At 70.3% G+C, this 25,187-nt stretch carries 30 protein-coding genes; 24 read left to right on the top strand and 6 right to left on the bottom strand.

The genetic code is table 11. The annotated features are described in order from the left end of the window. The first annotated feature begins 16 nt into the window (after positions 1–16). A complete protein-coding gene (locus tag PT931_RS20355; RefSeq protein ID WP_456247329.1) occupies positions 17–187 on the top strand; it encodes a hypothetical protein in 171 nt (56 codons plus the stop codon). 36 nt (positions 188–223) lie between these two features. Here PT931_RS20355 and PT931_RS20360 read toward each other — a convergent pair whose 3' ends face one another. Both PT931_RS20360 and PT931_RS20365 read right to left on the bottom strand, forming a co-directional pair. Beyond that, a complete protein-coding gene (locus tag PT931_RS20360) occupies positions 224–1,135 on the bottom strand; it encodes a GFA family protein (protein ID WP_456247330.1) in 912 nt (303 codons plus the stop codon). Between the two features lie 107 nt (positions 1,136–1,242). Beyond that, entirely contained in the window at positions 1,243–1,485 is a 243-nt protein-coding gene (locus PT931_RS20365; protein ID WP_456247331.1) for a hypothetical protein, read from the bottom strand. 297 nt (positions 1,486–1,782) lie between these two features. On the opposite strand from PT931_RS20365, the gene PT931_RS20370 reads away from it, so the two are divergent. From PT931_RS20370 to PT931_RS20420, 11 genes are all read left to right on the top strand, one after another. Continuing rightward, complete coding sequence (locus PT931_RS20370; RefSeq protein WP_456247332.1) at positions 1,783–2,280, top strand: hypothetical protein; 498 nt, start codon at positions 1,783–1,785, stop codon at positions 2,278–2,280. A gap of 135 nt (positions 2,281–2,415) precedes the next feature. After that, positions 2,416–3,033, top strand: coding sequence for an HAD family hydrolase (locus PT931_RS20375; protein ID WP_456247333.1), 618 nt, complete (start codon positions 2,416–2,418; stop codon positions 3,031–3,033). A 515-nt stretch (positions 3,034–3,548) separates the two neighbouring features. Then, the gene (locus tag PT931_RS20380; RefSeq protein WP_456247334.1) at positions 3,549–4,364 is read left to right on the top strand and encodes a hypothetical protein; all 816 of its coding nucleotides are present in this window, start codon (positions 3,549–3,551) and stop codon (positions 4,362–4,364) included. Between the two features lie 152 nt (positions 4,365–4,516). Beyond that, positions 4,517–4,894 carry a Rid family detoxifying hydrolase gene (locus tag PT931_RS20385; protein WP_456247335.1) on the top strand — a complete coding sequence of 126 codons (378 nt, stop codon included), beginning with the start codon at positions 4,517–4,519 and terminating at the stop codon, positions 4,892–4,894. 296 nt (positions 4,895–5,190) lie between these two features. Beyond that, entirely contained in the window at positions 5,191–5,586 is a 396-nt protein-coding gene (locus PT931_RS20390) for a hypothetical protein (RefSeq protein WP_456247336.1), read from the top strand. 50 nt (positions 5,587–5,636) lie between these two features. Next, positions 5,637–6,407 carry a TauD/TfdA family dioxygenase gene (locus PT931_RS20395; RefSeq protein ID WP_456247337.1) on the top strand — a complete coding sequence of 257 codons (771 nt, stop codon included), beginning with the start codon at positions 5,637–5,639 and terminating at the stop codon, positions 6,405–6,407. 2 nt (positions 6,408–6,409) lie between these two features. Then, a complete protein-coding gene (locus PT931_RS20400) occupies positions 6,410–7,099 on the top strand; it encodes an NUDIX hydrolase N-terminal domain-containing protein (RefSeq protein ID WP_456247338.1) in 690 nt (229 codons plus the stop codon). A gap of 15 nt (positions 7,100–7,114) precedes the next feature. Further along, the gene (locus PT931_RS20405; protein ID WP_456247339.1) at positions 7,115–9,358 is read left to right on the top strand and encodes an ROK family protein; all 2,244 of its coding nucleotides are present in this window, start codon (positions 7,115–7,117) and stop codon (positions 9,356–9,358) included. Continuing rightward, complete coding sequence (locus PT931_RS20410; RefSeq protein ID WP_456247340.1) at positions 9,355–10,461, top strand: alcohol dehydrogenase catalytic domain-containing protein; 1,107 nt, start codon at positions 9,355–9,357, stop codon at positions 10,459–10,461. Before PT931_RS20405 ends, PT931_RS20410 begins: the two co-directional genes overlap by 4 nt. Before the next feature lie 17 nt (positions 10,462–10,478). After that, complete coding sequence (locus PT931_RS20415) at positions 10,479–11,183, top strand: SDR family NAD(P)-dependent oxidoreductase (RefSeq protein ID WP_456247341.1); 705 nt, start codon at positions 10,479–10,481, stop codon at positions 11,181–11,183. A 58-nt stretch (positions 11,184–11,241) separates the two neighbouring features. Continuing rightward, on the top strand, positions 11,242–12,642 hold the full coding sequence (locus PT931_RS20420) for a Tat pathway signal protein (RefSeq protein ID WP_456247342.1): 1,401 nt from the start codon (positions 11,242–11,244) through the stop codon (positions 12,640–12,642). A 17-nt stretch (positions 12,643–12,659) separates the two neighbouring features. Here PT931_RS20420 and PT931_RS20425 read toward each other — a convergent pair whose 3' ends face one another. From PT931_RS20425 to PT931_RS20440, 4 genes are all read right to left on the bottom strand, one after another. Next, positions 12,660–13,541, bottom strand: a complete 882-nt coding sequence (locus tag PT931_RS20425) for a phosphotransferase family protein (protein WP_456247343.1) — start codon at positions 13,539–13,541, stop codon at positions 12,660–12,662. Then, complete coding sequence (locus tag PT931_RS20430) at positions 13,538–14,860, bottom strand: helix-turn-helix domain-containing protein (RefSeq protein WP_456247344.1); 1,323 nt, start codon at positions 14,858–14,860, stop codon at positions 13,538–13,540. The genes PT931_RS20425 and PT931_RS20430 overlap by 4 nt, the downstream gene beginning before the upstream one ends. A 138-nt stretch (positions 14,861–14,998) precedes the next feature. After that, a complete protein-coding gene (locus PT931_RS20435; RefSeq protein WP_456247345.1) occupies positions 14,999–15,193 on the bottom strand; it encodes a DUF397 domain-containing protein in 195 nt (64 codons plus the stop codon). 6 nt (positions 15,194–15,199) lie between these two features. Then, entirely contained in the window at positions 15,200–16,069 is an 870-nt protein-coding gene (locus PT931_RS20440) for a helix-turn-helix domain-containing protein (protein ID WP_456247346.1), read from the bottom strand. 1,010 nt (positions 16,070–17,079) lie between these two features. Here PT931_RS20440 and PT931_RS20445 point away from each other — a divergent pair. The 12 genes from PT931_RS20445 (at position 17,080) to PT931_RS20500 (ending at position 25,171) form a co-directional block, all read left to right on the top strand. Further along, entirely contained in the window at positions 17,080–17,742 is a 663-nt protein-coding gene (locus PT931_RS20445) for a GPP34 family phosphoprotein (protein WP_456247347.1), read from the top strand. A 30-nt stretch (positions 17,743–17,772) separates the two neighbouring features. Continuing rightward, positions 17,773–19,296 carry an APC family permease gene (locus PT931_RS20450; protein ID WP_456247348.1) on the top strand — a complete coding sequence of 508 codons (1,524 nt, stop codon included), beginning with the start codon at positions 17,773–17,775 and terminating at the stop codon, positions 19,294–19,296. 13 nt (positions 19,297–19,309) lie between these two features. After that, on the top strand, positions 19,310–19,972 hold the full coding sequence (locus tag PT931_RS20455) for a GNAT family N-acetyltransferase (protein ID WP_456247349.1): 663 nt from the start codon (positions 19,310–19,312) through the stop codon (positions 19,970–19,972). A 98-nt stretch (positions 19,973–20,070) separates the two neighbouring features. Beyond that, the gene (locus PT931_RS20460) at positions 20,071–20,310 is read left to right on the top strand and encodes a hypothetical protein (protein ID WP_456247350.1); all 240 of its coding nucleotides are present in this window, start codon (positions 20,071–20,073) and stop codon (positions 20,308–20,310) included. A 5-nt stretch (positions 20,311–20,315) separates the two neighbouring features. Next, positions 20,316–20,927 (top strand): GGDEF domain-containing protein, encoded by a 612-nt coding sequence (locus PT931_RS20465; protein ID WP_456247351.1) that lies wholly within the window; start codon positions 20,316–20,318, stop codon positions 20,925–20,927. A 71-nt stretch (positions 20,928–20,998) separates the two neighbouring features. Beyond that, entirely contained in the window at positions 20,999–21,304 is a 306-nt protein-coding gene (locus tag PT931_RS20470) for a hypothetical protein (RefSeq protein ID WP_456247352.1), read from the top strand. Positions 21,305–21,315: 11 nt separating this feature from the next. Beyond that, the gene (locus tag PT931_RS20475; RefSeq protein WP_456247353.1) at positions 21,316–22,020 is read left to right on the top strand and encodes a hypothetical protein; all 705 of its coding nucleotides are present in this window, start codon (positions 21,316–21,318) and stop codon (positions 22,018–22,020) included. Between the two features lie 122 nt (positions 22,021–22,142). Further along, positions 22,143–22,457, top strand: coding sequence for a hypothetical protein (locus tag PT931_RS20480; RefSeq protein ID WP_456247354.1), 315 nt, complete (start codon positions 22,143–22,145; stop codon positions 22,455–22,457). A 26-nt stretch (positions 22,458–22,483) separates the two neighbouring features. Then, positions 22,484–23,425, top strand: a complete 942-nt coding sequence (locus PT931_RS20485) for a hypothetical protein (RefSeq protein WP_456247355.1) — start codon at positions 22,484–22,486, stop codon at positions 23,423–23,425. A gap of 80 nt (positions 23,426–23,505) precedes the next feature. Continuing rightward, positions 23,506–23,649, top strand: coding sequence for a hypothetical protein (locus PT931_RS20490; RefSeq protein ID WP_456247356.1), 144 nt, complete (start codon positions 23,506–23,508; stop codon positions 23,647–23,649). A gap of 5 nt (positions 23,650–23,654) precedes the next feature. After that, a complete protein-coding gene (locus tag PT931_RS20495; RefSeq protein ID WP_456247357.1) occupies positions 23,655–24,506 on the top strand; it encodes a Scr1 family TA system antitoxin-like transcriptional regulator in 852 nt (283 codons plus the stop codon). Then, positions 24,503–25,171: a hypothetical protein gene (locus PT931_RS20500; RefSeq protein ID WP_456247358.1), complete on the top strand. Its 669-nt coding sequence runs from the start codon at positions 24,503–24,505 to the stop codon at positions 25,169–25,171. The genes PT931_RS20495 and PT931_RS20500 overlap by 4 nt, the downstream gene beginning before the upstream one ends. The last annotated feature ends 16 nt before the right edge of the window (positions 25,172–25,187 follow it).

Consider the following 25,187-nt stretch of genomic DNA (forward strand, 5'->3'; position numbering starts at 1 on the left):
GGTCGACGCCTGGGGCATGAGCTCCTTGGCACTGTTCACCGGCTACCTCGCACTCGCCTTCGCCTCCCGCCCCCGCCTCGGAACCGCCACCAGCGAACGACACCAGGCGATGGGCGCGGTCCTGTGCTTCGCGGCCCTGCCCGTGTCCTACGTGCTGATCACCCTGGTGCGGGGCCTCGCGGACTGAAGCCGCCGGGAGTGCAGGGCTGGCATGCGGGCCAGGTCACCTGCTCGTGCTGTGCTGGGTGTCTGGGACCTGCGGGAGCCATCCGACCGCGTCGTCGCGGAAAGACTGGTTGACCGGGACGAGCCGGGGGTCGTGCTGGTCGTCCAGGGCGGTGAGGTTGATACCGATGAGAGTGTCGCCGTAGTCGTAGGCGGCCAGGTGGCTGCCGCAGGTGGCGCAGAATCCTCGGGTGGTCGTGTCCGGGAAGGTGTCGTACCACGTCGGCGCGCCGCCCTCGCCGGTCCAGCGCAGCTCGTCCAGCGGGAAGCTGACCCAGGACTGCAGCGGCCCGCCGGCCCGCTTCTGGCAGTGTCGGCAGCTGCACACGTGTGGGTAGTCGGGCTCGCCGCTGACGGTGAACCGGATCCTCCCGCATAGACAGCCACCGGCAACACCCTCCTGGCTGAGGCCGGCCGAGGGACCCCAGGCTGGGGCGGTGATCTTGTGGGTGAAGCGGTGCATGCACGGGTCCAACTGCCCGACCGGGGTGGCCAGGACCTCGTCCGGGGACAGCCACCGCATCCGGGTGAACTCCGCCTCGTCGAAGTAGTCGACGTCCGCGCGGCGGGCGTGGACGACGTGCCACAACGACACATCGACATGCCGGTCAGCCGCGGATCCGACGGTGGAGGTCACGGAGACGAACACCGGGCTGGTGCCGAGCCGCGACGACGCCCGGGCGGTCAGCCGTAGTTCCTCCGCGCACTCGCGGACCACCGCCTCCCACGGGGTCTCGCCCGGCTCGACGTGCCCGCCGTTGGGCAGCAGGAGCCCCGCTTTGCGGTGCTCGCCGAGCAGCAGACAGCCGGTGTCCGGGTCGATGACCTGGAAGTAGGAGACCAGATGCATCGGCGGGGTCGCGGGCTTGGCGAGCCGGTACAGCCCGACGCCGGAAGTGATCCATTCCATCACGCGCCGCTGGTCATCGGCTTCGGCCTGGTCGTGCGGGTGTATGGCCGCGACCTGGCTGAGGGTCGACCAGCGGACGCGGCTTGCTGCGGCGGGCTGAGCGCTGGTCATGTGCGGACCGGCACGTCGGCGCGTTGCCAGCGGCCACGGGCGGCCCGGCGGATGTCAGCGGCCAGAGCGAAGGCATTGGCCTCGGTGAGCTGATCCTGGAGCCTCTGGGCACTGTGAGTGCGTACTTCGACTTCACAGGTTCCGTCGGGGTTGCGGCGCACGGTCACCGCCATCGCCTCCGGGCCGGTACGTCCGTTGTGCCATGCGGCGAGATCTTCCACCGGGGCATCCTCGAACATGTGACCTAACGTTGGCAACCTGACACGCCCGCCGCGATAGAACCGGTGCGGGCGCGCGGTGGCCAAGGCGGGCGGGTCACGGCGTTGACCTGGGGTTTGAAAGGCGGAGGTGGGGCAAGCACTTGGTGATCTTGGTTTGGGGTGCGAGGCTATGCCGGTGCCGAAGCGGCTGTGATCGTCAGTTGGTCAAGGGGGCCTGACGGAATGAAAGTGCCACTGCCCGAGCTTGTCGGGTCCGGCCCGGCTCAGTGGGCCGCGTCGCGAAACCAGGTCCAGGGGCCTTGGAAGTCTTGGGGGTTGTCGGCGGAGCGCGTTGACGGTCTGTTGCGGGCGGTTGTCGCAGATCTTGATCGGTCTTCGGCGGCGGTCGTCGACCGCGCGGAGTTCGATCACTACGGCTCCGGGTTCGCGTCCTTCGTCGAGGTTGTTGTGACCCGGCGGGACGGCTCGGCGACGTTTGCGGAGTACTCGACGAGTATGCGGACCGAGGGCCTGTCTGTCTTACTGTGCCGTTTGGCGCCGGTGGCCTGCGTCTGCTCCGGCTCGTGGCGTTCGGTCGATGCTGATGGGAACAGTGCGGCGTCGATGGTGTCTGTTCGCAGTGTTTCCACGTTGCCCGTTGAGGGTTGGGAAGCCGTTGGTGCTGACGTCGCCAACGTGCTCGCACGCCATGACATCGCTGTGCTGGGGCCGGGGATCCTGGCGGCGGCGATCGACCCGCAGATCAACGTCGACACAATTCTCGCGGAGCCGCCTTTCACGGTGTTCGACGCCTGGTTCCACTGGCGGGACTGACCCCGCCGGCTAGCGGTGGTGAGATCACAAAGATCTCTAGGCGCGAATGAACCTTTCCACGTGGTCCCACTGCTTGCTGCCTAAGCGGGCCGCCCCTGCGATCACAGTGTCTGCTCGTGTGGGCAAAATGGGTGGATGGTGAGCCATCTGGTGTGGGACATGGACGGCACTCTGATCGACTCGACCGGGGTCGTACCGGACGCCCTGGCCGAAGCGATCGCAGAACTGGGCGGGTCCCGGCCTGACGCGGCGGAGGTCGTGACGGCCTACTCACTGGGCACGCCCGAGGTCATCCTGGAACACTTCCTCGGCCGACCACTGTCCGACGGCGAGCCGGACGTGTACTACCGACTGCTGGGCGGGGTGGCGGTGACCCCGTACCCGGGAATCCTGCCCACGCTGGCGGCGCTAGTCGGCATGGGCCTGCCGGTGGTGGTGTTCACCGGCACGACGTGCCGCGCCGCGCACGCACTGCTGGGCCCGGCGGGTATCCACCCGAAGTTGGTCGTGGGTGGTGATCAGGTGCCGGCCAAGCCCGCGCCCGACGGTTTGCTGCGGGTGGCCGTCGAGTTGGGCATTGAGCCGTCCGCCATCGGATACGTGGGTGATGCCAACGTCGACCTGCGCGCCGCGCACGCCGCCGGCGCCCAGGCCCTCGCCGCCGGCTGGGGACACCTGCACGACCCGGCCGAACCGGCGCACGTCGTCCTGTCGCACCCGTCTGAGGCTCTGGCGTTTCTGTCCTCCCGGTGAGCAGGGTGTTGAAGAGGTTGAACTAGGTACCCGGGGTCGAGGAGACTGCGTTTATGGGTCGTACCCGCAACGACAAGCTGGCCGCGCTGCTGGCCGATGCCGGTTGGACCTATGAGGCGTGCGCGGCGGCGGTGCGGGCTGTGGCCAGGGAGAACGGTGAGAACCTGGCGGCGTTGCACCGGTCGCAGGTGGCGTACTGGGTCGCCGGTTCCAAGCCGAGGGGGAAGGTTCCCAGCTATCTGGCGGAGGCGGCCTCGCGTCGGTTCCACCGCCCGATCACCGTTGATGATCTTGGTTGGGGTGTGGGAGAGGCTACGCCAACGGTGTCGGCGACCTTAGATTGGTCAGGAGACCCTGTCGCCGATCTTGTCACCGTGGGGAGAGCCGACTTGGAACGTCGAGCGTTTACCCAGGCCAGCGTCTACCTCCTGATGGGCGCCACCCTCCCGGCAACCACCTCGCGCGAAGCAGCCGAGCGAGGTGCCGCGGTTCAGGCCCGGGGCGGGCTCGTGGGCGTGGGGGACGTGGAGGCGGTGCGCGACATGATCGCCGCGCTGTCCAGGGTCGATGAACGCCAGGGCGGTGGCCACGCCCGCAGGGTGGTCGTGCAGTACCTGACCGATGATGTCGCGGCCTACCTCGACGGCAACTTCGCCTCCGAGGCGGTGCGGCGGGCGATGTTCTCCGCCGCCGCCGAGCTGACGTACCTGGCCGGGTGGAAGTCGTTCGACTCGAACCTGCACCGCCTGGCCCAGATGTACTACCACCGCGCCCTGCGGTTGGCCGACGAGGCCGATGACCGCGGCCTGGCCGGGTTCATCCTGCGGGCGTTGGCGCACCAGGCCGCCGACCTCGGACACGGCGCCGAATGTGTCCGACAGGCCGATGTCGCCCTGGACTGGTCCCGCAAGCACCGCACACCGGCCGCTGCCGCCCTGTTCACCGTCGTGCGTGCCCGGGGCCTGGCCGTCGACCGCCAGCCCGTCCAGGCCCGGGCCACTCTCCGGCACGCTGAGGGGCTGCTGGCCCGGGTCGACGTCGATGAGGAGCCGATCTGGCTGCGGCGGATGGGCTTCGGGGAGGCGTCGCTGGCCAACCAGACCGCCCAGACCCTCCGCGACCTCGGCGACCTGGGGGAGGCCGAGCGGCAGTTCCAACGCTCCACCGCCGTGCGCAACGGCGGCGCGCACCGCCGCATCCACGCCCTGACACTGGCCAACCTCGCCGCCACCCAGTGGGCGGCCGGGAAGCTGGGGGACGCGTGCGCGACGTGGAACGACGCGCTCGACCACATGGACGGCCTACGCTCCGCCGGGCGCGAGCGGCCGTGAACACCATGATCAGCACCTTGGGATCGCTGGGTACCCGGCTCACGCAACCCGCCCACGAGCTACGCCAGCGCGGCCTGGAGCACCGGGTCGCCAACGCCCGCAACGACCGAGCCTGACCACGCCCCGCCGTCGCAACCTGCCAGGAGAACCGCGTGCAGCACTTCCAGACTGTGACCAGCCCAGACTTGCCTGCCCTGGGCCCGTACTCGCCGGCCACCAAAGCCGGCGGCCTGATCTTTGTGTCCGCCCAGACCGGAGTGGACCCCAAGACCGGAACGCTCCCCGACGGAGGGTTCGAAGCCGAGGTCCGCCAAGCGTTGACCAACCTCAACGCCGTCCTGACCGCCGCCGGGGCCGATCTCACCCACGTCGTGCAGACCACGGTCTTCTACACCGACCTGAACAACCTCGCCACCATCAACAACGTCTACGCCGAACACTTCCCCACAGACGCTCCCGCGCGCTCGGCCGCTGTGGTCACCTTGGCCGGAGGGCGGGGTATCTCCCTCGCCGCGATCGCCGTCGCGTAGCCCTCCCGGAAGCGGGTGCCCGGGTGGAGCGAACGGAAACCGGGCGACGGATCACATGCACGTCAGCCTGCCAGGTGCCGGACAGATTCGCCGCCCAAAGTCCGCCCGCTTGCTGCCGTGGCGAGTGCGCAGTCTCAGGCGTGACGGAAGAGGTCGGGCGGTCCGTGATGCGCCAGGGACGTCTGGGCGTCGCGGTGTTCAACATGTTCAACATGCCCAGTGATCAACATGGGTACTCGCCGATGCGTTAGCGGAGTTTCCTCCTCGTAGAGGCAATCCGGGCGCGGAGGTGAGCGGTGGCGACAACGACGTGGCAGTCCGGCTCCAGGACCGACGGCCAGTGGGTGGGGTTGGTCTGCCCGCCGGGCTGGAACTTCGATGTGATCATCGCGCCAGTCTCAGCCGGGTGCGGGATCTTCGAGGCGCTGGATCGCCGAGCGCTGCACGTCGCGGTGGCCGAACGTGACGGTGAACTGCTGTTCCTCGTGCGGGCCGGGACCATCGGCGCGGCACAGGAGGCGCTGGGCGCGTGCCCGGTCTCGCCCATGACCGTCTGCACCCGTGGCCAGACCGTTCTCGGGAGACGCGCGCCGGCCTGGGTGTTGCCGCCGACTCTCACCGGGCCGCCGCTTGCCGAGGCGAGATTGGTCGTCGAGGCGCTGACGGACTCCTGGCGCAGCACCGCACTGTGATCACCCGGCACGCCGCTTCACCACCCGCTGATCTTCGCCTGGGAGGCACCATGGCAGCTCCGCCGGAACATCACCTTCACCTAACCGATCCTGCGGCAAGAGACTTCACCGGTCGGCAACGCGACCAGGTGGGCGACCTTGTCGCCCGCACCGGCTGGGCGTACATCACCGGGGCAGGCGAGTTCTTCGACCACGCCTCAGCTGTCGCCGCGTTCGGCGAGCTGATGCCGCAGCGCGACGGGCAACTCGTCGTCGACATCAAGCCCCGCCCTGATCTTGAGGACGTGCGCAGTTCGTTGAACACGAGCGAGCTGGCGCCGCACACCGAGAACTACGAGTTCCCCGGCGTGCCGCCCGCCTACGTCGCGCTCTGGTGCGTGCGGCCGGCCGAAGGCCCCGGAGGGGAGACCCTCCTGGTCGACGGGCACGCGTTCCTGGACACCCTCACCGGTGAGGAGCTGGCCACCGCGCGCACCGCGGTCACGTTCACCACCGGTGAGGGTCCGGCCCGTCTCGGGCTGCACCACTCCGCGACCCACCCGATGCTCGAGGAACTCGACCACGGCATGGGCCGGCTGCTGCGGTTCTCCACCTTCGAGGTCGACCGCACCGACCCCGCTGTCGACGCTCTCGTGGGCCGGACCGTGGACTACTTCGACGCCTGCCGGCACGCGGTGAGGATCGAGGCCAGTGGCCTGCTGGTCTGGGATAACTGGCGGGTTCTGCACTCGCGCAACGGCTTCAGCGATCCGCGCAGGCACCTGCGCCGTGCGCTCCTACGCTCACCCCTTGACCGTTTCCCCACACTTCAAGGAGTTTGATCATGAGTAGCAGTGCCGCCGGCTCGACCGAGACCACGACGGACGTCGCCTCCGCCCGCTGGGCGCGGTTCGCCGCCAGGCTGCATGCCCTGGCCCAGCAGAACCTGCTGTACGCCGACTCCGACTTCGCCCGCGAGCGCAACAGCGAGGTCCTCGACATCGTCGCGGAGATGATCGCCGACGGTGCAGGGGCCCCGGTCGCTGAGGTCCGGCCGTTCCTGGGTGTGGAGTTGGGTTGGCCGACGCCGAAGGTCGACGTGCGGGCCGTGATCTTCAATGACGCCGGCGAGTTGCTGCTGTGTCGGGAGTCTGACGGGTGTTGGTCGGTGCCGGGTGGCTACCAGGGCGTCGACGAGTCGATCGCCGCCGCGGTGGTGCGCGAGGTCGCCGAGGAGGTCGGCCTGACGGTGACCGCGACCCGGATCCTGGGTGTCTTTGACCGTTCGCGCAGAGCCGAGCACCAGCCGCCGTTCCCGTACGGGGTCAACATCGTCTTCGTCGGCTGTGACCGGAAGTCCGGGGAGGCTGCGGCCTCGAAGGGCGTCGGTTCGTACGGGGAGATCAAGGAGGTCGGCTGGTTCGCCCCGTCGGACCTGCCGGCTGATCTGTCGGTCACGAGGGTCATCCGCGACGAGCTGGTGGCGGTGTGCGCCGTGCACGCAGACCCGACCGCTCCCACCGTCTTCGACTAGCTGGAAGGGCACCCGATGAGCCAGAGTCCCGCACTGTCCCCGAACACCGCCCCTTGGACGCCGGCCGCCACCACCGGACCTGTGATCGTCTTTGACCTCGGTGGCACGTCGTTTCGGTCCGGCATCGTCACCGACGGCGCGCTGCACGACGACGCCCGTTCGCCGGCGATCAGCTACCTAGCCCGGCCCGAGGCGACGATCGCCGACCTGCAGGCGGCCCTGATCGACTACCTCACCACCACCGCCCGGGCACTGGCGCAGACGGCAGGCTGTACGGGTAGGCCGCGGGTGGGGCTGTCGTTCGGGGCCGCGCTCAACGGCGCCACCGGCTTCGTGTGGAACAACGGGCCCTTGTGGGGGCCGCTGTCCCGGCCGTTCGATCTGCCGGCGGCGCTGGCCGAGGCTGCCCCTGAGTTCGACTGGTCGGTGATCAACGACGTCACCGCCGCCCTGTTCGGCTACCTCGACGTGCGCCCGCAGACTGCGGCGAGGCGGGTGTGTCTGGTGACGGTGTCCACCGGCATTGCCGCCCGCACCGCCGAACTCCCCACACGTCGGGTGGCACTGGACGCCGTCAACGGGATGCAGGGGGAGATCGGCCACCTGCCGGTCCGGTTCGCGATCGACGGTGTGGAGCTTGAGGAGGTTTGCGACTGCGGCGGATCCCGGCACCTCAACGCGTACGCCTCCGGTCGGGGGATGGCGCGGATCCTGCGCGGACATGCCCCCTGGCTCGGTGTCGCCGACGAAGCCGACGACGCCGCTGTTCTGGCGGCGTTCGCCGTCGCGCTCCGCGAAGGTGACCAGGCGTCCCTGAACCTCCTCGACGCGTTCACCCGACCGATGGCAGAGGTGCTGGGGGTGTACCTGACGGTGGACCCTGAGGTTGAGGAGTTCGCGTTCACCGGCGGCGTTGCCCGCACGCTGGGACCGGTGTGGCTGGAGTCCCTTCTCGGGCAGATGCACAAGCTCGGTGTCTACCAGGCCCTCGACATCGACCCCGACCACGTGGCCCGGCGGCTGCGGCTCGCCGGCGACAGCGACGACCTGGGCCTGCTCGGCGCGGCCTCCTACGTGCTGGCCACCGCCGCCACCAAGGGCCCCGACAGTGAACAGCACCTGCGGGTCGGTCCGGGCCCCGGTTCCTGGACCGTCACGAGCGAGCGGCCGGCCACCTACACGGTGCGGGAGTCCGAGGGCGCGCTGTTCGACCCGGCCAACGGCCTGCTGGAACACGCCTCCACCGGTCTGGACGGAGACCCGCGTAGGCGTATGATCGTCATCGACGCCCAGGTGGACGCCCTGCACGGCGCGGCGATGCGGGCGTGGCTGGCCGCGCGGGGCTTTACCGCGCACATCGAGCCGATCGCCCTCACTGAGCAGACCAAGGGCCCGGCCGCGATCCTCGGCCTCGTCGACGCGATGCGCGCGGGCGGACTGCACCGCCGCGACACGGTGATCGCCATCGGTGGGGGAGTGCTCCTCGACGTCGCGGGGCTGGCCGCCGGTCTGTACCGGCGCGGCACCCCGTATGTGCGGGTCCCGACCACGCTGCTCGGGTACGTCGACGCCTCGGTCGGGGTGAAGACCGCCGTCAACTACGGCGACGAGAAGTCCCTGATCGGCGCCTACCACCCGCCGGCCACCGTCCTGCTGGACCGGTCGTTTCTGGCCACCGTCGACGACCGCCACATCCGCAACGGCCTGGGAGAGATCGTCAAGGTCGCCATCGTGCGCGACGCGGTTCTGTTCGCTGACCTGGAGAACCACGGAGCGAGGCTCGCCGCGGCCCGGTTCCAGCCGGCCGAGTCGGTCGGGGTGCTGCGCCGGGCGGTGCACGTGATGCTCAGCGAGCTGGCACCGAACCTGTTCGAGCAGCACCTCAACCGCAGGATGGACGCCGGGCACACCTTCTCCGGCGTGCTGGAGATGCAGGCCGCCGGTGAACTGCTGCACGGCGAAGCCGTCGCCATCGACCTGGCCGTGTGCGCCACCCTCTCCCTGCACCGACGGCTCCTTGACCCCGACGAGTACACCCGCGTCATCAACCTGATCACGGGCCTGGGCCTGGCCGTCACCCACGCGGTCCTCACCCCGAAGCTCCTCGTCGAGGGCCTGGCCGCATCGCTGCGACACCGCGGCGGTCAGCAGCGCCAACCCTTGCCGGCCGGTATAGGCAAGTCCGTCTTCGCCAATGACCTGACCGAGACCGACCTGCGGCGCGCGTTCGACGCGCTGACCGAAACGGCCGCTCGGTGACCGGCTGGAGCCTGTACCGCACGGAAACCGGAGTGCGGCTGGTCGCCAGGGTGCCGGCGGTGCTGCGCCACGGCGGGGCGACGGTGCGGGTGCGGTGGGCGGGGATATGCGGCACGGACCTGCAGATCCTGTCCGGCACCCGCCCCGACACCGCCCGTGTGCTCGGTCACGAGGCCGTCGGCGTCGTCACCGAGAGCCGCGCCCCGCACCTGGCGGTAGGGCGGAGGGTGATCGTCAACCCGGTCGACGCGGCCGCGCAGGACCACATCGTCGGCCACAGCACCCCGGGCTTGTTCACCGACACCTTCACCGCCGAGCCCGAACTGGTCTCACGCGGCGGTCTCGTTCCCCTGCGTGACGGGCTGCCGACCTGGGCCGGAGCCTTGGCCGAACCTCTCGCGACCGTGATCTACGGATGGCAGCTGGCGAACCTGGTCCGCCCGATCCGGTCGGCTGCGGTCATCGGCACCGGCAGCATCGGCGCCCTGCACGCCCTCTACGGGCAACACACCAGCGTGCCGACCTACCTGATCTCCGCCAACCCGGACCGGCTGGACTGGGCCATCAAACGCGGCTTGGTGCCTCCGCACCTGGCTCTGCTCGCCGCAGAGCGCCCAGCGCAACCGGTCGACGCGGTCTTCGTATGCGTCCCGCGCGCCGGCTTCGACACCGCCATCGACCTGGCCGCCCAGCTTCTTGACCCAGGTGGAGTACTCGACGTGTACGGCAACCCGTCCGCCGACAGCCGCCACGCCACACTCGCCACCTCGCTGGCCCAGGTACGGCGCGCGAACATCTGCGGCACGCGACCGAACTTCACCCCGATCGTTGTCGGGGGCGTGCATGCCAGCGGCGTCAGCCACCGGGGAACCAGCGCTGACCACCTCCAGGACGCGATGCTCGCACTCGCCACCGGGCCCGGCCGGTGGCGACCGGTCATCACCCACCTGGTCAGCCCCGCCGGAGCCGCAGCCCTCCTCACCCAGGCTGCGGCCGGCGACCGGCTGGTGACCATCGACGGGGCGCAGCGCGGAAAGATCCTCATCGATACCACCGCGACCGGGCGCACCCCTCTCTCCACCGACGAGGCGGGGCAGTGGTGACCGGCCGCCGTCCGACCGTGTTGATCACCGGAGCGGGCAAGGGCATCGGGGCCGCCCTCGCCCAGCGCCTGGCAGCCGCCGGCAACTACGAGCTGGTGCTCGTCTCGCGCAGCCCCGAGTCGCTCGAGGACGTCGCGACCCGATGTCGGCGCACAGTGCGGGTCACCGCCATCGCCGCCGACCTCGCCGACCCGGCCGCCGTGGACAGCCTCGCTCCGGCGATCGCAGAGGCAGAGGTCCTGCACGCGGTGGTCAACAACGCCGGCATCGGCGTCTTCGGCTCCCTGGAGGACTTGACCGTCGCCGAGTGGGACGGCCAGTGCAACGTCAACGTGCGCGCAGCGTGGCTGATCGCCAGGGCCTGCCTGCCCGCGCTGCACCGCGCCGGGCGCGGCCTGATCGTCAACGTGGGCTCCGAACTCAGCCTCGTCGGCAAACCCGACAGAGCGGCCTACATCGCCTCCAAACACGCCCTCGCCGGTCTGACCGCCGGGATGCGCGCCGACCTGACCCACCAGGGCATTCACACGTGCATGGTCTACCCCGGCCACACCGACAGCAGCTTCCGCGACCACCAACCCGGCGACCGCCCAGGGGCTCTAGACCCGGACGTGGTTGCCGAGACCATCGCCCTGGCCATCGACCTGTACCCGCGCGGAGTCCTGACCGAGGTGTGCGTCATGCCGACGAAGGACGACCTCACCGGCCCCCGCACCCTCTAGCCCTCAACCAACGAACGCGCCGAGACGACCGCGAGCACCAAGCCAGGAGAGGTGTCCAATGCCCAGGCCACCGAAGGAGCCCAACACCGCCCTGCGCGCCGCGATCACGGACACCGGCCTCACCTACGAAGCGTTCGCCGCGGCCGTACGCCGCATCGCCGTCGAGAACGGCGAAGCGCTGCCGGCACTGGGCCGCACGCACGTGGCGCACTGGATCGCCGGAGTACGCCCCAGCGGCCGAGCACCCCAGTTCATCGCGGAGGCCATCTCCCGGAGGACGCACCGTAGAGTCACCGTCGCCGAGATAGGCCTCACGACAGCGAAGGGCGCCGCTGAGGGGGAGCTGGGCTTAGATTGGTCGGGAGACGTAGTCACAGACCTCGTCACCCTGGGGAGAGCAGACATGGACCGGCGGAACTTCCAGCTCAACGCCTTGTACTCCCTCACGAGCCTGGTGCTGCCCCTGGATCGTTGGCAGGAGATCGCCGACCGGGGACGCACGGCCCGGGCCGCGGGCGGCAGCGGCAGGGTGGGAATGGGCGAGGTCGAGGCCGTCCGCGACATGGTCGCGGCCTCCCGCAGCGCCGACGAGAAGTTTGGAGGTGGGCATGCCCGCACGGCCGTGGTCGAGTACCTGACCTCCGACGTCGCCGCCTACCTCAACGGCACGTTCACCGCTGACGACGACCGCAAAGCCATGTTCACCGCCGCCGCTGAACTGGCGTTCCTCGTCGGCTGGAAGGCATTCGATACCTCCCAGCACGGGATGGCCCTGCACTACTACAACATCGGGCTTCGCCTGGCCAACGAAGCCGACGACCGGGCACTCGCCGGCTACATCCTCCGCGCCATGGCACACCAGGCCGTAGACCTCGGCCACGGACAGTTGTGCCTCAACCTCGCCGACTCGTCCCTGCAATGGTCAGCCCACCACTCCACCCCCGGCGCACACGCCCTCTTCACCGTCCTGCGCGCCAGGGGCCAGGCCGCCACCGGGGACAGCAAAGCTACAGCGGTGACCCTGGGCGAGGCAGAACGGCTGCTGTCGAAAGCAGCCGCCGACGCCGAACCAGGCTGGATCAGGTTCATGGACTTCGGCGAGTCCTCCCTGGCCTCTCAAGCTGGCCAAGCACTCCGAGACCTGGGCGACCACCGAGCCGCCGAAGACCAGTTTCGACGGTCCATCCAGCTGCGAGACGCGGCCAAATACCGGCGCATCCACAGCCTCACCCTGGCAAACATGGCCGACGCACAGGCCCGTCAGGGAAACCTCGGCGAGGCCTGCCACAACTGGAACAGCGCGCTCGACCTCATGACCGACATCCGATCCGCCCGAGCCCACAAGGCGATCGCCACCGTTCGAAGCACCCTAGGCTCCCTCGGCACCAACCTCCCCGCCGCAGGCAGAACGCTTCAAAGACGCGTTACGGAGGAGTTGCGCCAGAGAACCTCCGTGTAGCGCCCCCCGTACGACCCTCATGGGACTGCTCGCCAGTTCCAGGGTCTGGGGCCGTGCAGCCCCCGCAGGCAGGCGATCCGGTACTGCGCTTGTTCGGCGTGTTGGGGTTGTTCGTCGGCGATCTGGATGGCGAAGGTTGCTTTCCGTAGTTCTCGGATGTCGCGGAAGAGAGGGTAGTGCTGCCAGGTTGTGACGTCTCGTCCGTAGGTTGCGCAGAACTCGGTCCAGTCGGCGGTGGTGAGGGTGGCAAAGGTCTGGTGGTCGACGGCGCTGATGGTCAGGTCCCAGGCTGGGGGACCGATGGCGAAGCGTTCGAGGTCGAGCACTACGGGGCCTGAGGTGGTGGTGACGATGTTGTGGTCCCAGGCATCGCCGTGCAGGACGGATTCGGCTTCGTCGAGTCTGATCGCCGCGTACTGAGCCTGGAGCGCCGTCAGATGGTGCGTTAGCCATGCGCAGTTGCCCTTGGAGAGTGTCGTGCTGGCGATGATTCTGCGCTCCAGCCTGGCGAAGGGCTCCAGGCGGGGAAGGATGAAGTCTGTCGGTGGGGTGAGTGCGTGGATCGCTCGAAGCACGGTGCCCAACTGGTGGGGGCTGCAGGGTGTGTGTGGGGGGAGTTGGTGCCAGAACGAGACTGCCCGATCGTTCAGCTCCACGATGGGCGTGTCCAGCTCCTGAGCGGGGGAGACGGTCGGGATCCCGCATCGGTTGAGCCAGCCGGCGACGGTGACCTCCTTGCGGGCGGAGTCGATCTGGCCAGGGCGTGAGACTCGAGCGACGAGACCGAAGGGGAGCAGGAACAGTGTGTTCTCGCCGGCGCGCAAGAGGCGCAAGCCGGTCGGGTCGATCCCGTTGCGGCGACAGGCCCGGCGGGCTAATTGGATGGCGTCAGTGTTCACGCGGCGATGGCGTGCTGGATGTGGTCGCGGAGCTGGTCGACGCCTGGGTGGGGGCGCTGGCGCTGCGCTGTCGTGTCGAGCACGCGCAGGCACGAGAGGACGCGCCGGGACCGCACGCCATTGGCAAGTTGGGTGGCGGTGGTGCCGTGGTGCACGGCGGCGTCGATGTCTCCGAGATCGAATGTGACCTGGGCGTGACGGAGAGCGGCGAAGGTCCGGGATCGCTCGTATCCGGGTCCGTGGTGGGCGACGGCGTACGCGAGCCGTTGCTGCGCCTCAGTCCGGGTGGACGACAGGCGCAGGTCAGCGAGGGCGTGGGCGGTATCGCCGTGGTGTTGGGCCAGGTCGTGGAACTGCATCCACGGTGGGTCCTCCTCGACAGCCCGGTCGTTGTACTCGTCGTCTGCGGCGGCGATGGCGGCTTGGACTCGGTGTGGGTCTGTGGGGTCGAGGGCTGCGAGGGCGCGGGCCCGGACGGCGTGGAGCATCGCGCGTTCGGTGGAAGTGAGCCGGTCGGCGCGGACCATGGCGGTCTCGATGTGGGTGAGGCCGGTGTCGGGGTCGCCGATGAAGATCGAGCGGCGGGCCATGTCCGCGAGCACGATGGCTCGCAGGTGCCAGTCGCCGGACTCCTCCGCGCAGATCCGGGCGGCCTGGTAAGCGCCTTCGGCGAAGGGACCATCGCCGCTGTCGAAGGCGACGAAGGCGATCACGCTGGCCAGGCTGCCGACCGCGGCGTCCAGCCGAGGGCGAAGGGCTGGCGAGCAGTGGGCGTCGGCTCTGAGGCGGAGGGTCGCCGTCAGCTGGGTGTGCAGCGCGGTCAGGGCCAGGCCGCCTCCGCCCCGGGTGTTGTCCGTGGACGCGACGAACGTCGTGAGGTCCTCGATCCCGGCCAGATCGGACTCACCGACCCGGCTCGGGCCGCCTGCATTCGAGGGGGCAGGCAGTGGAAGCAGGACACCCGCCCCGAGGGCGACTGTCCTGCTGAGGAAGGTCTTGCGGTCCACGTCTTCCACGGTACCCACGGGCACGGACATCGCTGCCCCCGTTCCCGTTCGGCTGAACCCGAGCTCGGCGTTGCTACCCGCCTTCAGGATCCGCCGTAGCGCGGTGAGGTAGTGGGGGAGGGGGCGGCGGATCTCACCGCGTTCCCACTTGCCGATGTGGTTGGCGTCGAGAGCGTGTTCGTGGCCGGTGTTCTCGAACAGGGCGTGGTTGACCAGTTCCGCCAGTTCCTGGCGCGACATCGGCTCGCCGGACCCGGAAGGGGACAGCATCTGTTCCCGGGCGTTGCGCAGCGCGTTGTTGGGTGCGGGCATCGCGGTCCTCCGGCGGCCGGCTGCCCGAGTGGCGACTGACCGTGTGCGTGGAATATCCACTTGCGTGGTCAGATCAGCATTCCACGCTCAGTCGATGATCACAACACCGTACGTAGATCATGAAGGCCGCAATGGCCGTCAGAATTGCCGCTTCCGTACGCCGTGGAGGAACGCGGTCCATTCGGCGCGGGAGAACTCCAGCTGCGGGCCTTCGCGGTGTTTGGAGTCGCGCACGCCTGTGGTGCCGTCGTTGGTGAAGGCGACCTCGACACAGTTGGACGCCCCACCACTGCGGGTAGAGGTACGCCAGTTGGTGAACGTCGTGTCGGGCATGTTGCGCTACCTGTTCTGGAGGGTGATCTGGTCGGCGAGGTCGTGCAGGAAATCCATCGTGTCGTGCGTGCTGAGCGCGGCGTCGGCTAGTTTCTCGAAAAGCTCGTGGTAGGCGGCGACCTCCTCCGACGCGGTGATGATCACGTCGGAGGTGACGGTATCGGCGACGCCGATCTCCGGGTCGCCGGGCTCGTGTCGGTAGAGGCTGAAGGCGCTCTTGGGCACGCTGTTGCCGTCGATGCGGGCGTCGATCGGCAGCACCCGGACCAGTACCCGGTTGGGTGTGCTGGCCACCGTGGCGATGTGACGCAGTTGATCACACGTCACCTGCCAGGGCGCGGTCAGTCTGCGCAGGGCCAGCTCGTCGATCACCACCTGGTACCGCGGACCACCGGGGCCCAGCACCGCCCTCTGACGGCGGCGTCGGGCCTCCACGGCCAGCGCGGGGTCAAAGCCCTTGGGCCACTCGGCGGTGTCGATCGCAGCCCGCGCTGCGGTGTACTCCTGGGTCTGCAGCAGGCCGGGAGGGATCGTCAGGTGGTATTCGAACAGCTCCTTCACTCCGCACTCGAGATCGGCTGACAGGGCTTGGCGCGGTCCGATCTTCTCTCGGATCCGATGCCACCATCCGGCCGCCTGCGCGTCGTGGCCCACCTGCTCGAACTGCCGCGCCTCGTCGCCTTCCAGCTTGAGTACGTCGGCGAGGTCCTGGACCTCATCCATCGTCGGCTTCGAGTGCAGGTTCATCACCCGACTCACCCGCTGCCGGCTGACTTTGATCGCCCTGGCCAGGTCTCCCAACGTCCAGCCCAGCTCGGCGCACGACGCGCTGATGACCTGCACCAGCCGCAGGTGCCGCACATGCGGGCTGATCACCGCGCACCTCCCGGAGAGATCAACAAAACGAGAATTCCACTTCCGGGAGCCTATCCGCCCCAGCGGAAATCGCCAGGACTCCGTCGAGTGCAGGCCACGCGCTCCCCTCGGACTCCCTCAGTCCTCCCCGCATCCTCCCCCTGAATGCCGTTCAGCGGCATCGATCCTTCCGCGACTGTGGAATCAAACGTTGCCACGCAAGTCGGACACCCACGAACGAAGACCGAGCGGGAGGTCGAGTTGAACGCCACCACACATCAGCTCGTGGCGAACCGCGCCTGCACCGTTCAGCGAAACAGCCGCCCCAGCCAAACCACGAGCGTCGCTTGCCGTGGGAGTGGATCTTTCAACATGTTCACCACCTCTAGTCGGCGAACGGTCTATTCGCCAGCTGTGATCGGCGGTTGGCTCAGTGTGCACGACGGCTCGCCGGTCGTGAACAGCGTTCCTTTGACTCTCGTCATCGTCCTGGAGGTCTCCGTGGTTATCCCCAGCGCACGTGACCTCCCGCTGGCGGGTGGTGGGAGCCTCCCCCCTCCACCACTCGGCCGGCCGGCGGTCATCGCTGCCGGCGAATCCGGAGACGTATGGCGAGCGCGGGCCGTGGACGCGGCCCCGACGAGCCACAGCACTGTGGCCCGTGACCGGGCAGGCGCGTGCGCGCTGATCCTGGTCGTCCCCGGGTGGCCTGCCGTGACGAGGGGCACGGCGGCCACCCGGCACATCGAGATCCGTCAGGCACCCGAACAGGGCAAGGCGAGGACGGGTGATTCTCGCTTGCCGGAGGAAGCCGGCTGGGCGCCCGCTCGGAGAGAACCGGTGTTGAGTGCGGGCCTATCCATGCGGGTTGTGGCTGGCTTCGGATCTGAAGTCGGCGATGACACCGTCCACCAGGCAGGAGGGTGATGACGATGGGAGCGCTGCGACCAGCACTCTCTGCTCATGGGCGTCCGCCGGCTCCGCGTGGGCGACTGGACAGCGGCGTAGCTGGTCGCCATCACCGTCCTTCCGTGAACTCGCAGTCCCTGGTAGAGGGGCGACTGCTGGAGGGTGCCGGATCGCGGCTGGTCGAGGACCTGTACCTGATCGCCCACCATCCTGACTCCGGTCGAGCGCAGATCAACGGTGTGGCGCTGGGCGTGGGTGTGGTGGCGGCGTTGGTGGTCGCGGAGGTGGACTGCGGGCGGGCTGTGCTGCATGCCGGGTTGGTGCTGCCGACGAACAACGGCCAGGCGCACGGCCCGGCTGGACGGTTCGCGGACGCGCTCCGCGGGGTGGCACCAGCGTCGCTGCAGGTGTGGCTGCGCGCGCTGGCCGGTCAGGCGGCCGGGTGGGTACGCGATGACCTGATCGAACAGGGCGTCCTGACCCGGCCCGAGCGGTCCTGGCGTTCATGGCGGCTGGCCGTGCGGCCGGTGGACCCGACCGAGGCGGAGCGGTGCTCGGTGCTGGCCCGTAACCGACTTCGCCCGGGGGCTGAGACCGCGATGTCGGATGTGGTGTTGGCGGGTCTGGTCCAGGCGATCGGTCTGCACCGCTGGTGGCTGCGCGACTACCCCGACTTGCACGGCCCGTTGCGTGCCCTGGTGCGCGGCCTGCCGCCGGACTTGTTTGACCTGCTCGGTCTCGTTGAGCACGCGGTTTCCTCCACCGCCCTGGCCCCCCGGGCCTGACCTCACCCCGCCCCCATCCCTGGAGCTGCCATGTCCTCCCCACCCGCGCACGCCCAACGTCCCCTGGGCAGCAACCACGCTTCCTCGACACTGCGCACCGGCCAGCTCGGAACCGCGACGCTGGTGTTCATCATGCTCAGCGCCGCCGCGACGCTGACGGTCACCGCCGGGGTGATCCCCACCGGCTTCGCGTCCATCGGGTTGGTGGCCCTGCCGGCGGCGTTCCTCACCGTCGGAGCGGTGCTGGCGGTGTTCCTGCCGGGCTACCTGGCGATGGCCCGTCACCTGCCGTCAGCTGGCGGGATGTACACATTCATCGCCGCCGGCCTGGGCCGGGTGCCCGGGGTGGGCGCGGCGTGGCTGGCGGTCGCGTCGTACATGGCGGTGCAGACCGCCGCCTACGGCCTGATCGGCGCGGCCGTCGTCCCGCTGCTCCACGGCTGGTGGGGCATCTCGCCACCGTGGTGGACGGCCGCGCTGGCGTGCTGGGCGACCGTCGGGCTACTGGGGGTGCGCAGAATCAGCCTGTCCGGGCGCGTCCTGGCGGTGCTGTGCGCTGCAGAGCTGGCGGTCGTCGCGGTGACGGCCTCCTCGAACGTCGCCACGGCCGCCACCGACACCCACCCGATGCTCCAGCCGTGGGCCGGGCTGGACCCGGCCCGGATGATGGTGCCGGCGCTCGGCGCCGCGCTCGTGGTGATCGTCTTGGCGTTCGCGGGTTTCGAACACGGCGTGGTCTACGCCGAGGAGGCCCGGCCGGGCGCGGTCGCCCGCGCCACCCGCATCACCCTGCTGGTCCTGACGGTGCTGTACGCCGGCGCCTCCTGGGCCATGCTCCTACCGACCGGACCTGTGGCGTTCCTGGACCGGGCGGGGCAGCTCGGCCCGGACCTGGTCGCCACCGTCGCCGGCGAACAGCTGGGCTCGGGCATGGCCACGACGGTCCGGGTGCTGTTCGCGAGCAGCCTGCTGGCGGCGATGATGGCATTTCACCAGACGTCCAGCCGCTACCTGTTCTCTCTCGGCCGTGAGCACGTCGCCCCCGCCTGGCTGGGCCGCCTCGGGCCCCGCTCCGGCGCTCCGGTGGCCGCGTCGCTGGTGCAGACGGCCCTCATCGGCGCGGTCATCCTCACCTACGCCGCAGGCGGCTGGGACCCGGTCACCCGCCTGTTCTACATCGCCGGCACCGCCGGCGGCTTCGGGGTGCTGGTACTGCTGGCCGCCACGTCGGCGGCGGTGATCGGCTACTTCACCCAACGCGGCGACCGACCCGGCGCGTGGGCCCGGCTCATCGCCCCTGGCCTGTCCGGCCTCGGACTCGTCGCGATGGTGTGCCTGGCCGTCGCGAACTTCGCCGCAGTCCTCGGAATCCCCGACAACTCGCCCCTGGGATGGGCCGTCCCGACCGCCCTGGCCCTGCTGGTCGCCGCCGGCTGCGCGTGGGGCCTCACTTTGCGCCTGACCGTGCCGCACGTCTACCGCCGCATCGGCCACGGCGTACGCGCCGGCCTCGACACCCACCTCGACGACCCCGCACCCCGCGCCCACTCCTAGAAGGACAGAACCCATGGACAACCAGAACCTGATCATCACCCGGGCCACAGCCACCGACGTGCAGAACGTCTCCGCGCTGATCGCCGAGGCCTTCACGCAGCTGGACGTGTGCCGCTACCTGGTGCCCGACACCGCCGCGCCGCAGGAGCTGTGCCGCAACCTCGGGCCTGACGACGCCGAGCGTGAGCGGGTGCTGGGCGACTACTTCCGCATCTACGTCGAGCACGCCGTCGCCCATGGCCACATCGATTTGCTCGGCGACGGCCAGGCGGCCGCCGTGTGGTTGCCGCACCGCGGGGTCAAGGGCAGCACCGTTCCCGCGATCGTCGACCACCAGCAGCGCCTCACCGCCGCAGTCGGCGGCCACCTGGACCGGTTCGAGATCCTCGAGGCGTACTTCGACACCCGCCACACCGCGATCGAGGCCATCCCGCACGACCACCTGGCGCTGCTCGCGGTGCACCCCGACGCCCAGCGCCGGGGCCTGGGGTCGGCGCTGCTGGCCCACCACCACGCCGAACTGGACCGCGAGCACCTGGGCGCCTACCTGGAAGCCGCGTCCGAGGAGTGCCGGGAGCTGTACCTGCGCCACGACTACGCCGACCTCGGCGACCCGATCGTGCTGCCCGGCGGCCAGCGGGTGTTCCCGATGCTGCGCCCCGCCAATTTCCGCTAGCTCTCAGCAGACCCGCACTAAGGCGAGCCGGGCGCTGCTCCCGGCGTCCGGCTCGCCGCCAGAAACCGTCGTCGTAGCGCGCTGGAAGGGATCTCGTCGTGGCACTCGAACCTGACACTGGGCCGGTCGCTGACCCCCTCCTGGCCGACACCGCCGACAGGCTGGCCGCCGAGCACCAGCAGCACTCCGATTTTCCGGACCAGTGCCTGCATCCCACCTGCTACGGCACGTGGCCGTGCCTGTCGGCCCGGTTCGCCACCCACGCCCGCAGCGCCGCACACCTCGGCGGGCAGCTTGCGTGGACGGCCCGCCTGGACCTCGCCCAGTTGGCGGTGTGATGACAATGCGACCCCACAGATTGACCGTCCTGGCCGCCAGCGGCTGGGTGGCAGCCGGAGTGCTGACCGTCCTCGCGGGCCGCGCCCACCACCGCGCGCACCGGGCCCGCGCCGAACAGGCGGTGGCGATGCGCCTGGCGGTCACCGACGACCTGACGGGCCTTGCGAACCGGCGCGGATGGCGCGAACAGCTCCGGCAGCGTGCGGCCTTCCCCGGCGTGGTCCTGGCCATCGACATCGACAGGTTCAAGCACGTCAACGACCAGTTTGGCCATCCGGCCGGCAACCGGGTCCTGGTCGAGGTCGCCCGCCGGCTGCGCACGGCGGCCGGGCCTGGTGCCATCGTCGCGCGGGTGGGCGGGGACGAGTTCTCCGTTTTCCTGCCCATCCCGGGCCTGGTGTCCAAGGCTCTGGCCGAACGCCACGCCCGCCGTCTCGCCGCCGAGTTGGTCATCGAGGCCGGGGTGTGCGTGCCGATCCGGGTCACCAGCAGCGTCGGCGGCGCCGTCCTGCGGGCGGTCGCCCACCCGGCGGCGGCTCTGGCCGCCGCCGACACGGCCATGTACGCGGCCAAGGCCTCCCGTAGCCCGGGCACGAACGTGGCCCCGGCGGCCTGAGGGAGCTGGACATGGGACGGCACTCCCTTCCGGGGCAGACACAGGACTGGCAACTTTTGGGTTCCGTGAACGTGACCGGACTCGATCGCAAGCTCCGCCGCGGTCAGGTTGTGGGCGTCATGTGCCATCCCGTCGGCGGCGGACGACTGATCGGGGACTGGCTCCCGAAAGGCGACCTGCTCATCGTCCGCGACGAGCACGGCCGCTGGCTGGCCAGCCTCAGCGGCAAGCACCTCGTCCCGATCGGACACCTGGTCGCCGGCGAACACTACGCCCACGCCCTGCCCACCCACGACGGCGGCATCTTCGCGCTGGAGCCGGGCGCCCGGTACGCGGTGGGCTATACCGGGACGGAGGCCAGCCTGTGGCGGATGTGACCCAGCCAGGGATGCTCACCGGCCGTGCGGTGTTCGCGGGCCAGACCCACACCTGGATCCGCGAAGCGGTCCCCGGCCCGGGTGTCGTGACTCTTGGCGAGGACACCGCATCCGGTGGGCTGGTCCTCGGGAGCCTCGGTCCGTACCAGGCCCGATGGACCCCGCACCCCGGCCACGAGGTGCACCCCGCGGCGGTGCGCGCGGTGTGGGAGCCGGGCGTCCGTGCCGTCACCGCCGTCCCCGCGCTTGAGGGACATCTGCCGTCGGCGGCGCTGATCGGGGTGGCGCTCGCCGTCGCCGATGACCTGTCGGCGGCACGCTGCCAGCTTCTCGGGCACCACATGCCGGCCGTCACCCAGGCGACCCCACCCGACGAGCCTGCCCCGGCCGGGCACTGTCATGTCCCGCACATGATCACCACCCGGATGCCCGACGGGGACGCCCTGGCCGACCGGGTCGTGTGGGAGCTGCTACCCGCATCGCTGCTGGCCACCGTCGTCGGCCAACCCGTCCCCGACGAGGCACTGCTCGACGCGGTCCATCGCCGCGTCCGGTGCTGGCTGCGCCTGCGCACCCTGCACCGCAGCGGGGCGCTCCCCGAGAGCCTGCTCGGCCAGATCATCTCCCACCTCGCCGGCCGGCACCTACTGACCATGCCCCTGATCTACCGGCACGCCGCGACCCTCATCGCCCTGTGCGACCTGGAGGAACAGTGAGCGCGCCGACCCTGCACCGACCTCGCGATCCCCAGACGGCAACGGCGGCGACCCGGCCGCATCGGCTACGCGCGCAGCCTGACCAGCCCACGCCGGTCCCGGTCGCGGATGAGGGTGTGTCGTTGCCTGCCGCGCTCATCGCCCTCGCAGCGCTGTTGGGCTTGGCGGTGCCGGGCGCGGTGTGCCGGGTCCTCGGGCCGGTCGCCGACTGTCTGCTCACCGACTGCCCCTCAGTTCCCGTCATCGAAGCCCAGTGGAACACCGGGCAGCGGCTGCTGCTCGCCGGCCTGGCCGCCTACCTGGCTGTGTGCGCCCTCCCGGGCCGCAGCCACCGCCTCAGCCACCTAGCCCAACTCGCCGCCGCGCACCTCGCGCTCACCGGCGGGCTGTGGTTCGCCGCCTGGACGGCGTGGCTGTACCCAAATATACCTTCCTGACCCACCCTCACCGTGAGGCACCTTCCATGATCACCCCGATCCTCCTTCGCTTCAGTCCCCGCTGCGGCTGCGAGCCCGCCGTGCTCGCGTGGACGCGCTGCGGGCTCCTGCTGGCCGCCTGCGCCGACGCCCTCGTCACCACCGACCCCGACGGGCCCGCCGCTCACGCGGCCAGCCAGGCCAAGGACCTGGCCGGCCAGATCAGCTACGACATCGCCGACGCCTGCCGACAACGCACACTGCGGAGTACCGGGTTCACGGTCGTCGCAGGCCTCGGGATCGTCGCCGCCACCGTGATCTGGATGCCGCCGGTCCCCGCCGCGTGTGCCGCCGGCCTGCTGCTCGCCGGGTGCGTGGCCCGGGTGGCGCTACCGGGGTTCGCCGTGCTGCGCGTTCGACGGGCGCTCGCCGCCACCGACCGTGACGTCGACGCACTCCTGGCCCGCATCGACGGACCGCCGGACTGGGGCTGGCCGGTGGGGTGGCAGGTCGCTGAGACCGCACTCGTAGACGCCCGGTCGGCGTTCCTCACCGCTGCGACGCAACTCAACAAGTCGGTTTGCGCGGTGGGCTTGCGCCCCGGGCACAGGTCGGTGGCCGCGCACGCCCTGCCCAAGCTGATGGACACGATCACCGCCGCCCTCGCGGTGGCCCGGCCGGTGCGGGTGGCGCGGGGAACCGCCTCGTGGTGCTCGGAGTCGTGGTCGCGGTGGCCGTCGGTGCCTGGTTGGTGTGGCGGTCCCTCGGCGTGGCCAAGGCCGATCACCAACGAGCCCGCACCGAGTACCACACCCGCCGCACCCAGCACCGGCTCCTGTCCGGTCTCCTCGTGGTGCTGGCACTCGGGGCCGGCGGGGCCGTGTTCTTCGGGATCGGCGGCGCAGACGCGGTCGACGACGCGGGCCCGACCGCGTCGCGGCACCCGGAGAGCACGAGTTCCTGCCAGCGGGGAGCTACCGGCCAACTGACCCTGCGGCGCACATCGCCAACCACCCTGGCCTGGACGTACATCCACAACGGCGACACCGCGCCTTCGATGGATGCGCGGGTGACGGTCCGCGTCGACGACCAGCACGCCACCTCCGCCACCGGCGGCTCCGGGACCCTCACCGTTCCGGACCGGCCCGTCGGCGTGCACGTGGAGGGCACAGCCGGAGGCCTGCGCCGCGTCTACGTCACCTGCCGAGGCTGAGCCCGGTGACCCTGTCCAGCACCGCGTGGGGGATGACGCCCGGCCGGCCGGAAGGCGACCGGTTCGAGCTCCTCCTGTTCCTGCGCACCCCCCGGGAGACGGCCGGGCACACCCAGCAGACCGCCGCCGAGAGGCTGGGATGGTCGCTGTCGAAACTGCACCGGATCGAAACCGCCTTCAACGGCATATCGACCACCGACCTCGAGGCACTGCTGCGCCTCTATACGGTGCCGGCTGGCCAGTGGCGCTACTGGCAGGCTCTGCGCGCGGCGGCCCAACGTCCGCGCGGCGGCTGGGCCCGGGCCGGTGAACTGCTGGTCGGGGTGATGCGGCAGGTCGTGGCCGCCGAGCAGGCCGCCACATGGATCCGTGCCTGGAACCCGGGCGCCGTCCCCGATCTGCTGCGCACCGACGAGTACGCCGAGTGCCTCGCGAGTGAGCCGGTCGGGCGGCACCTGGTGGTGTTGGACCTGCGCCGCCGGGCGGTGTTCGGCCGCTCGGTACGCCTGGAGTTCCTGCTCGGCGAGGAGGCCCTGACCCGGGCCGCGGCGACCGGCGGCGGGCAGCTCGAGCATCTGCGGGCCGTGGCCGCCGCCGGGCAGGCGTCCATCCGCTGGCTGCCGCTGGCGCTGGGCATGCACCCCGGACTGGCCGGCCCGGTCACCGTCTACACCACCCCACCGAACGAGTTGATCGGCCTGCACCTACCCGACCCGGTCGGCGGACTCGTCGATGACACCCCCAGCGAGGTCGCCCGCTTCGCCGACCTCTTCGAGCACCTGCACGGCCGGTCCCAGCCGTTGGAGAAGTTCACCAGCACGCCCCCACACCGCAGAACGGGAGCCAGCACCAGATGACCACCCCGACCACCGGCACTGCCCCACCACCGGCCCGCAGAGCCCCCGCCAGGTGGTGGGCGCTGGCCCCGTCCGGCAGGGCGGCGCTGGAGATCCTCGTCGCCCTCGACGCGCTGACCGCCGCCGCCGACGCGATCACCCACGCCGACCCCGACGGGCCGGCGACCCCGCAGATCGAGACCCTCGCCGTTCGGTTGCGGCATTGGACCGGGCAGGTCATCGCCACCCGGTCGAAGATCCGCGCACACACCTGGATGCTGCTGGTAGCGGCCATCGTGGTGCCGGTACTGGTGTTGCCGCGTCCGTACGAACTGCCGCTGGCGGTCCAGCTCGGTTGGATCGTGGTCGCGTCGATTTTGCTAATGACGGTCCTGGAATGGGCAGGCGGGATCATGGCCGCCGGCCTGATTCGGGCCCGCAGGGGCATGACCACCCGCGCCGCGATGCCTGTCACGGACTACCTCGCCGCAGCCCACGCGACCATGCACGAGCTGGACGAGCACCGGGACTGGTTCGCCCGGCGAGCCAGGCGGCGGTGGCCGACGTGGCCGTACCTGTTCGCCCAACCTGAGCGCTGGTGGGACGACATGCCCCACGACCTGCAACTTCAACTGCAAGCGGTGGCCGCCGCCAACACCGACAGCACCACGAGCCCAGCCCCGTGACCCCCACACTCGGAGA

This window comes from Longispora urticae (assembly GCF_053902585.1).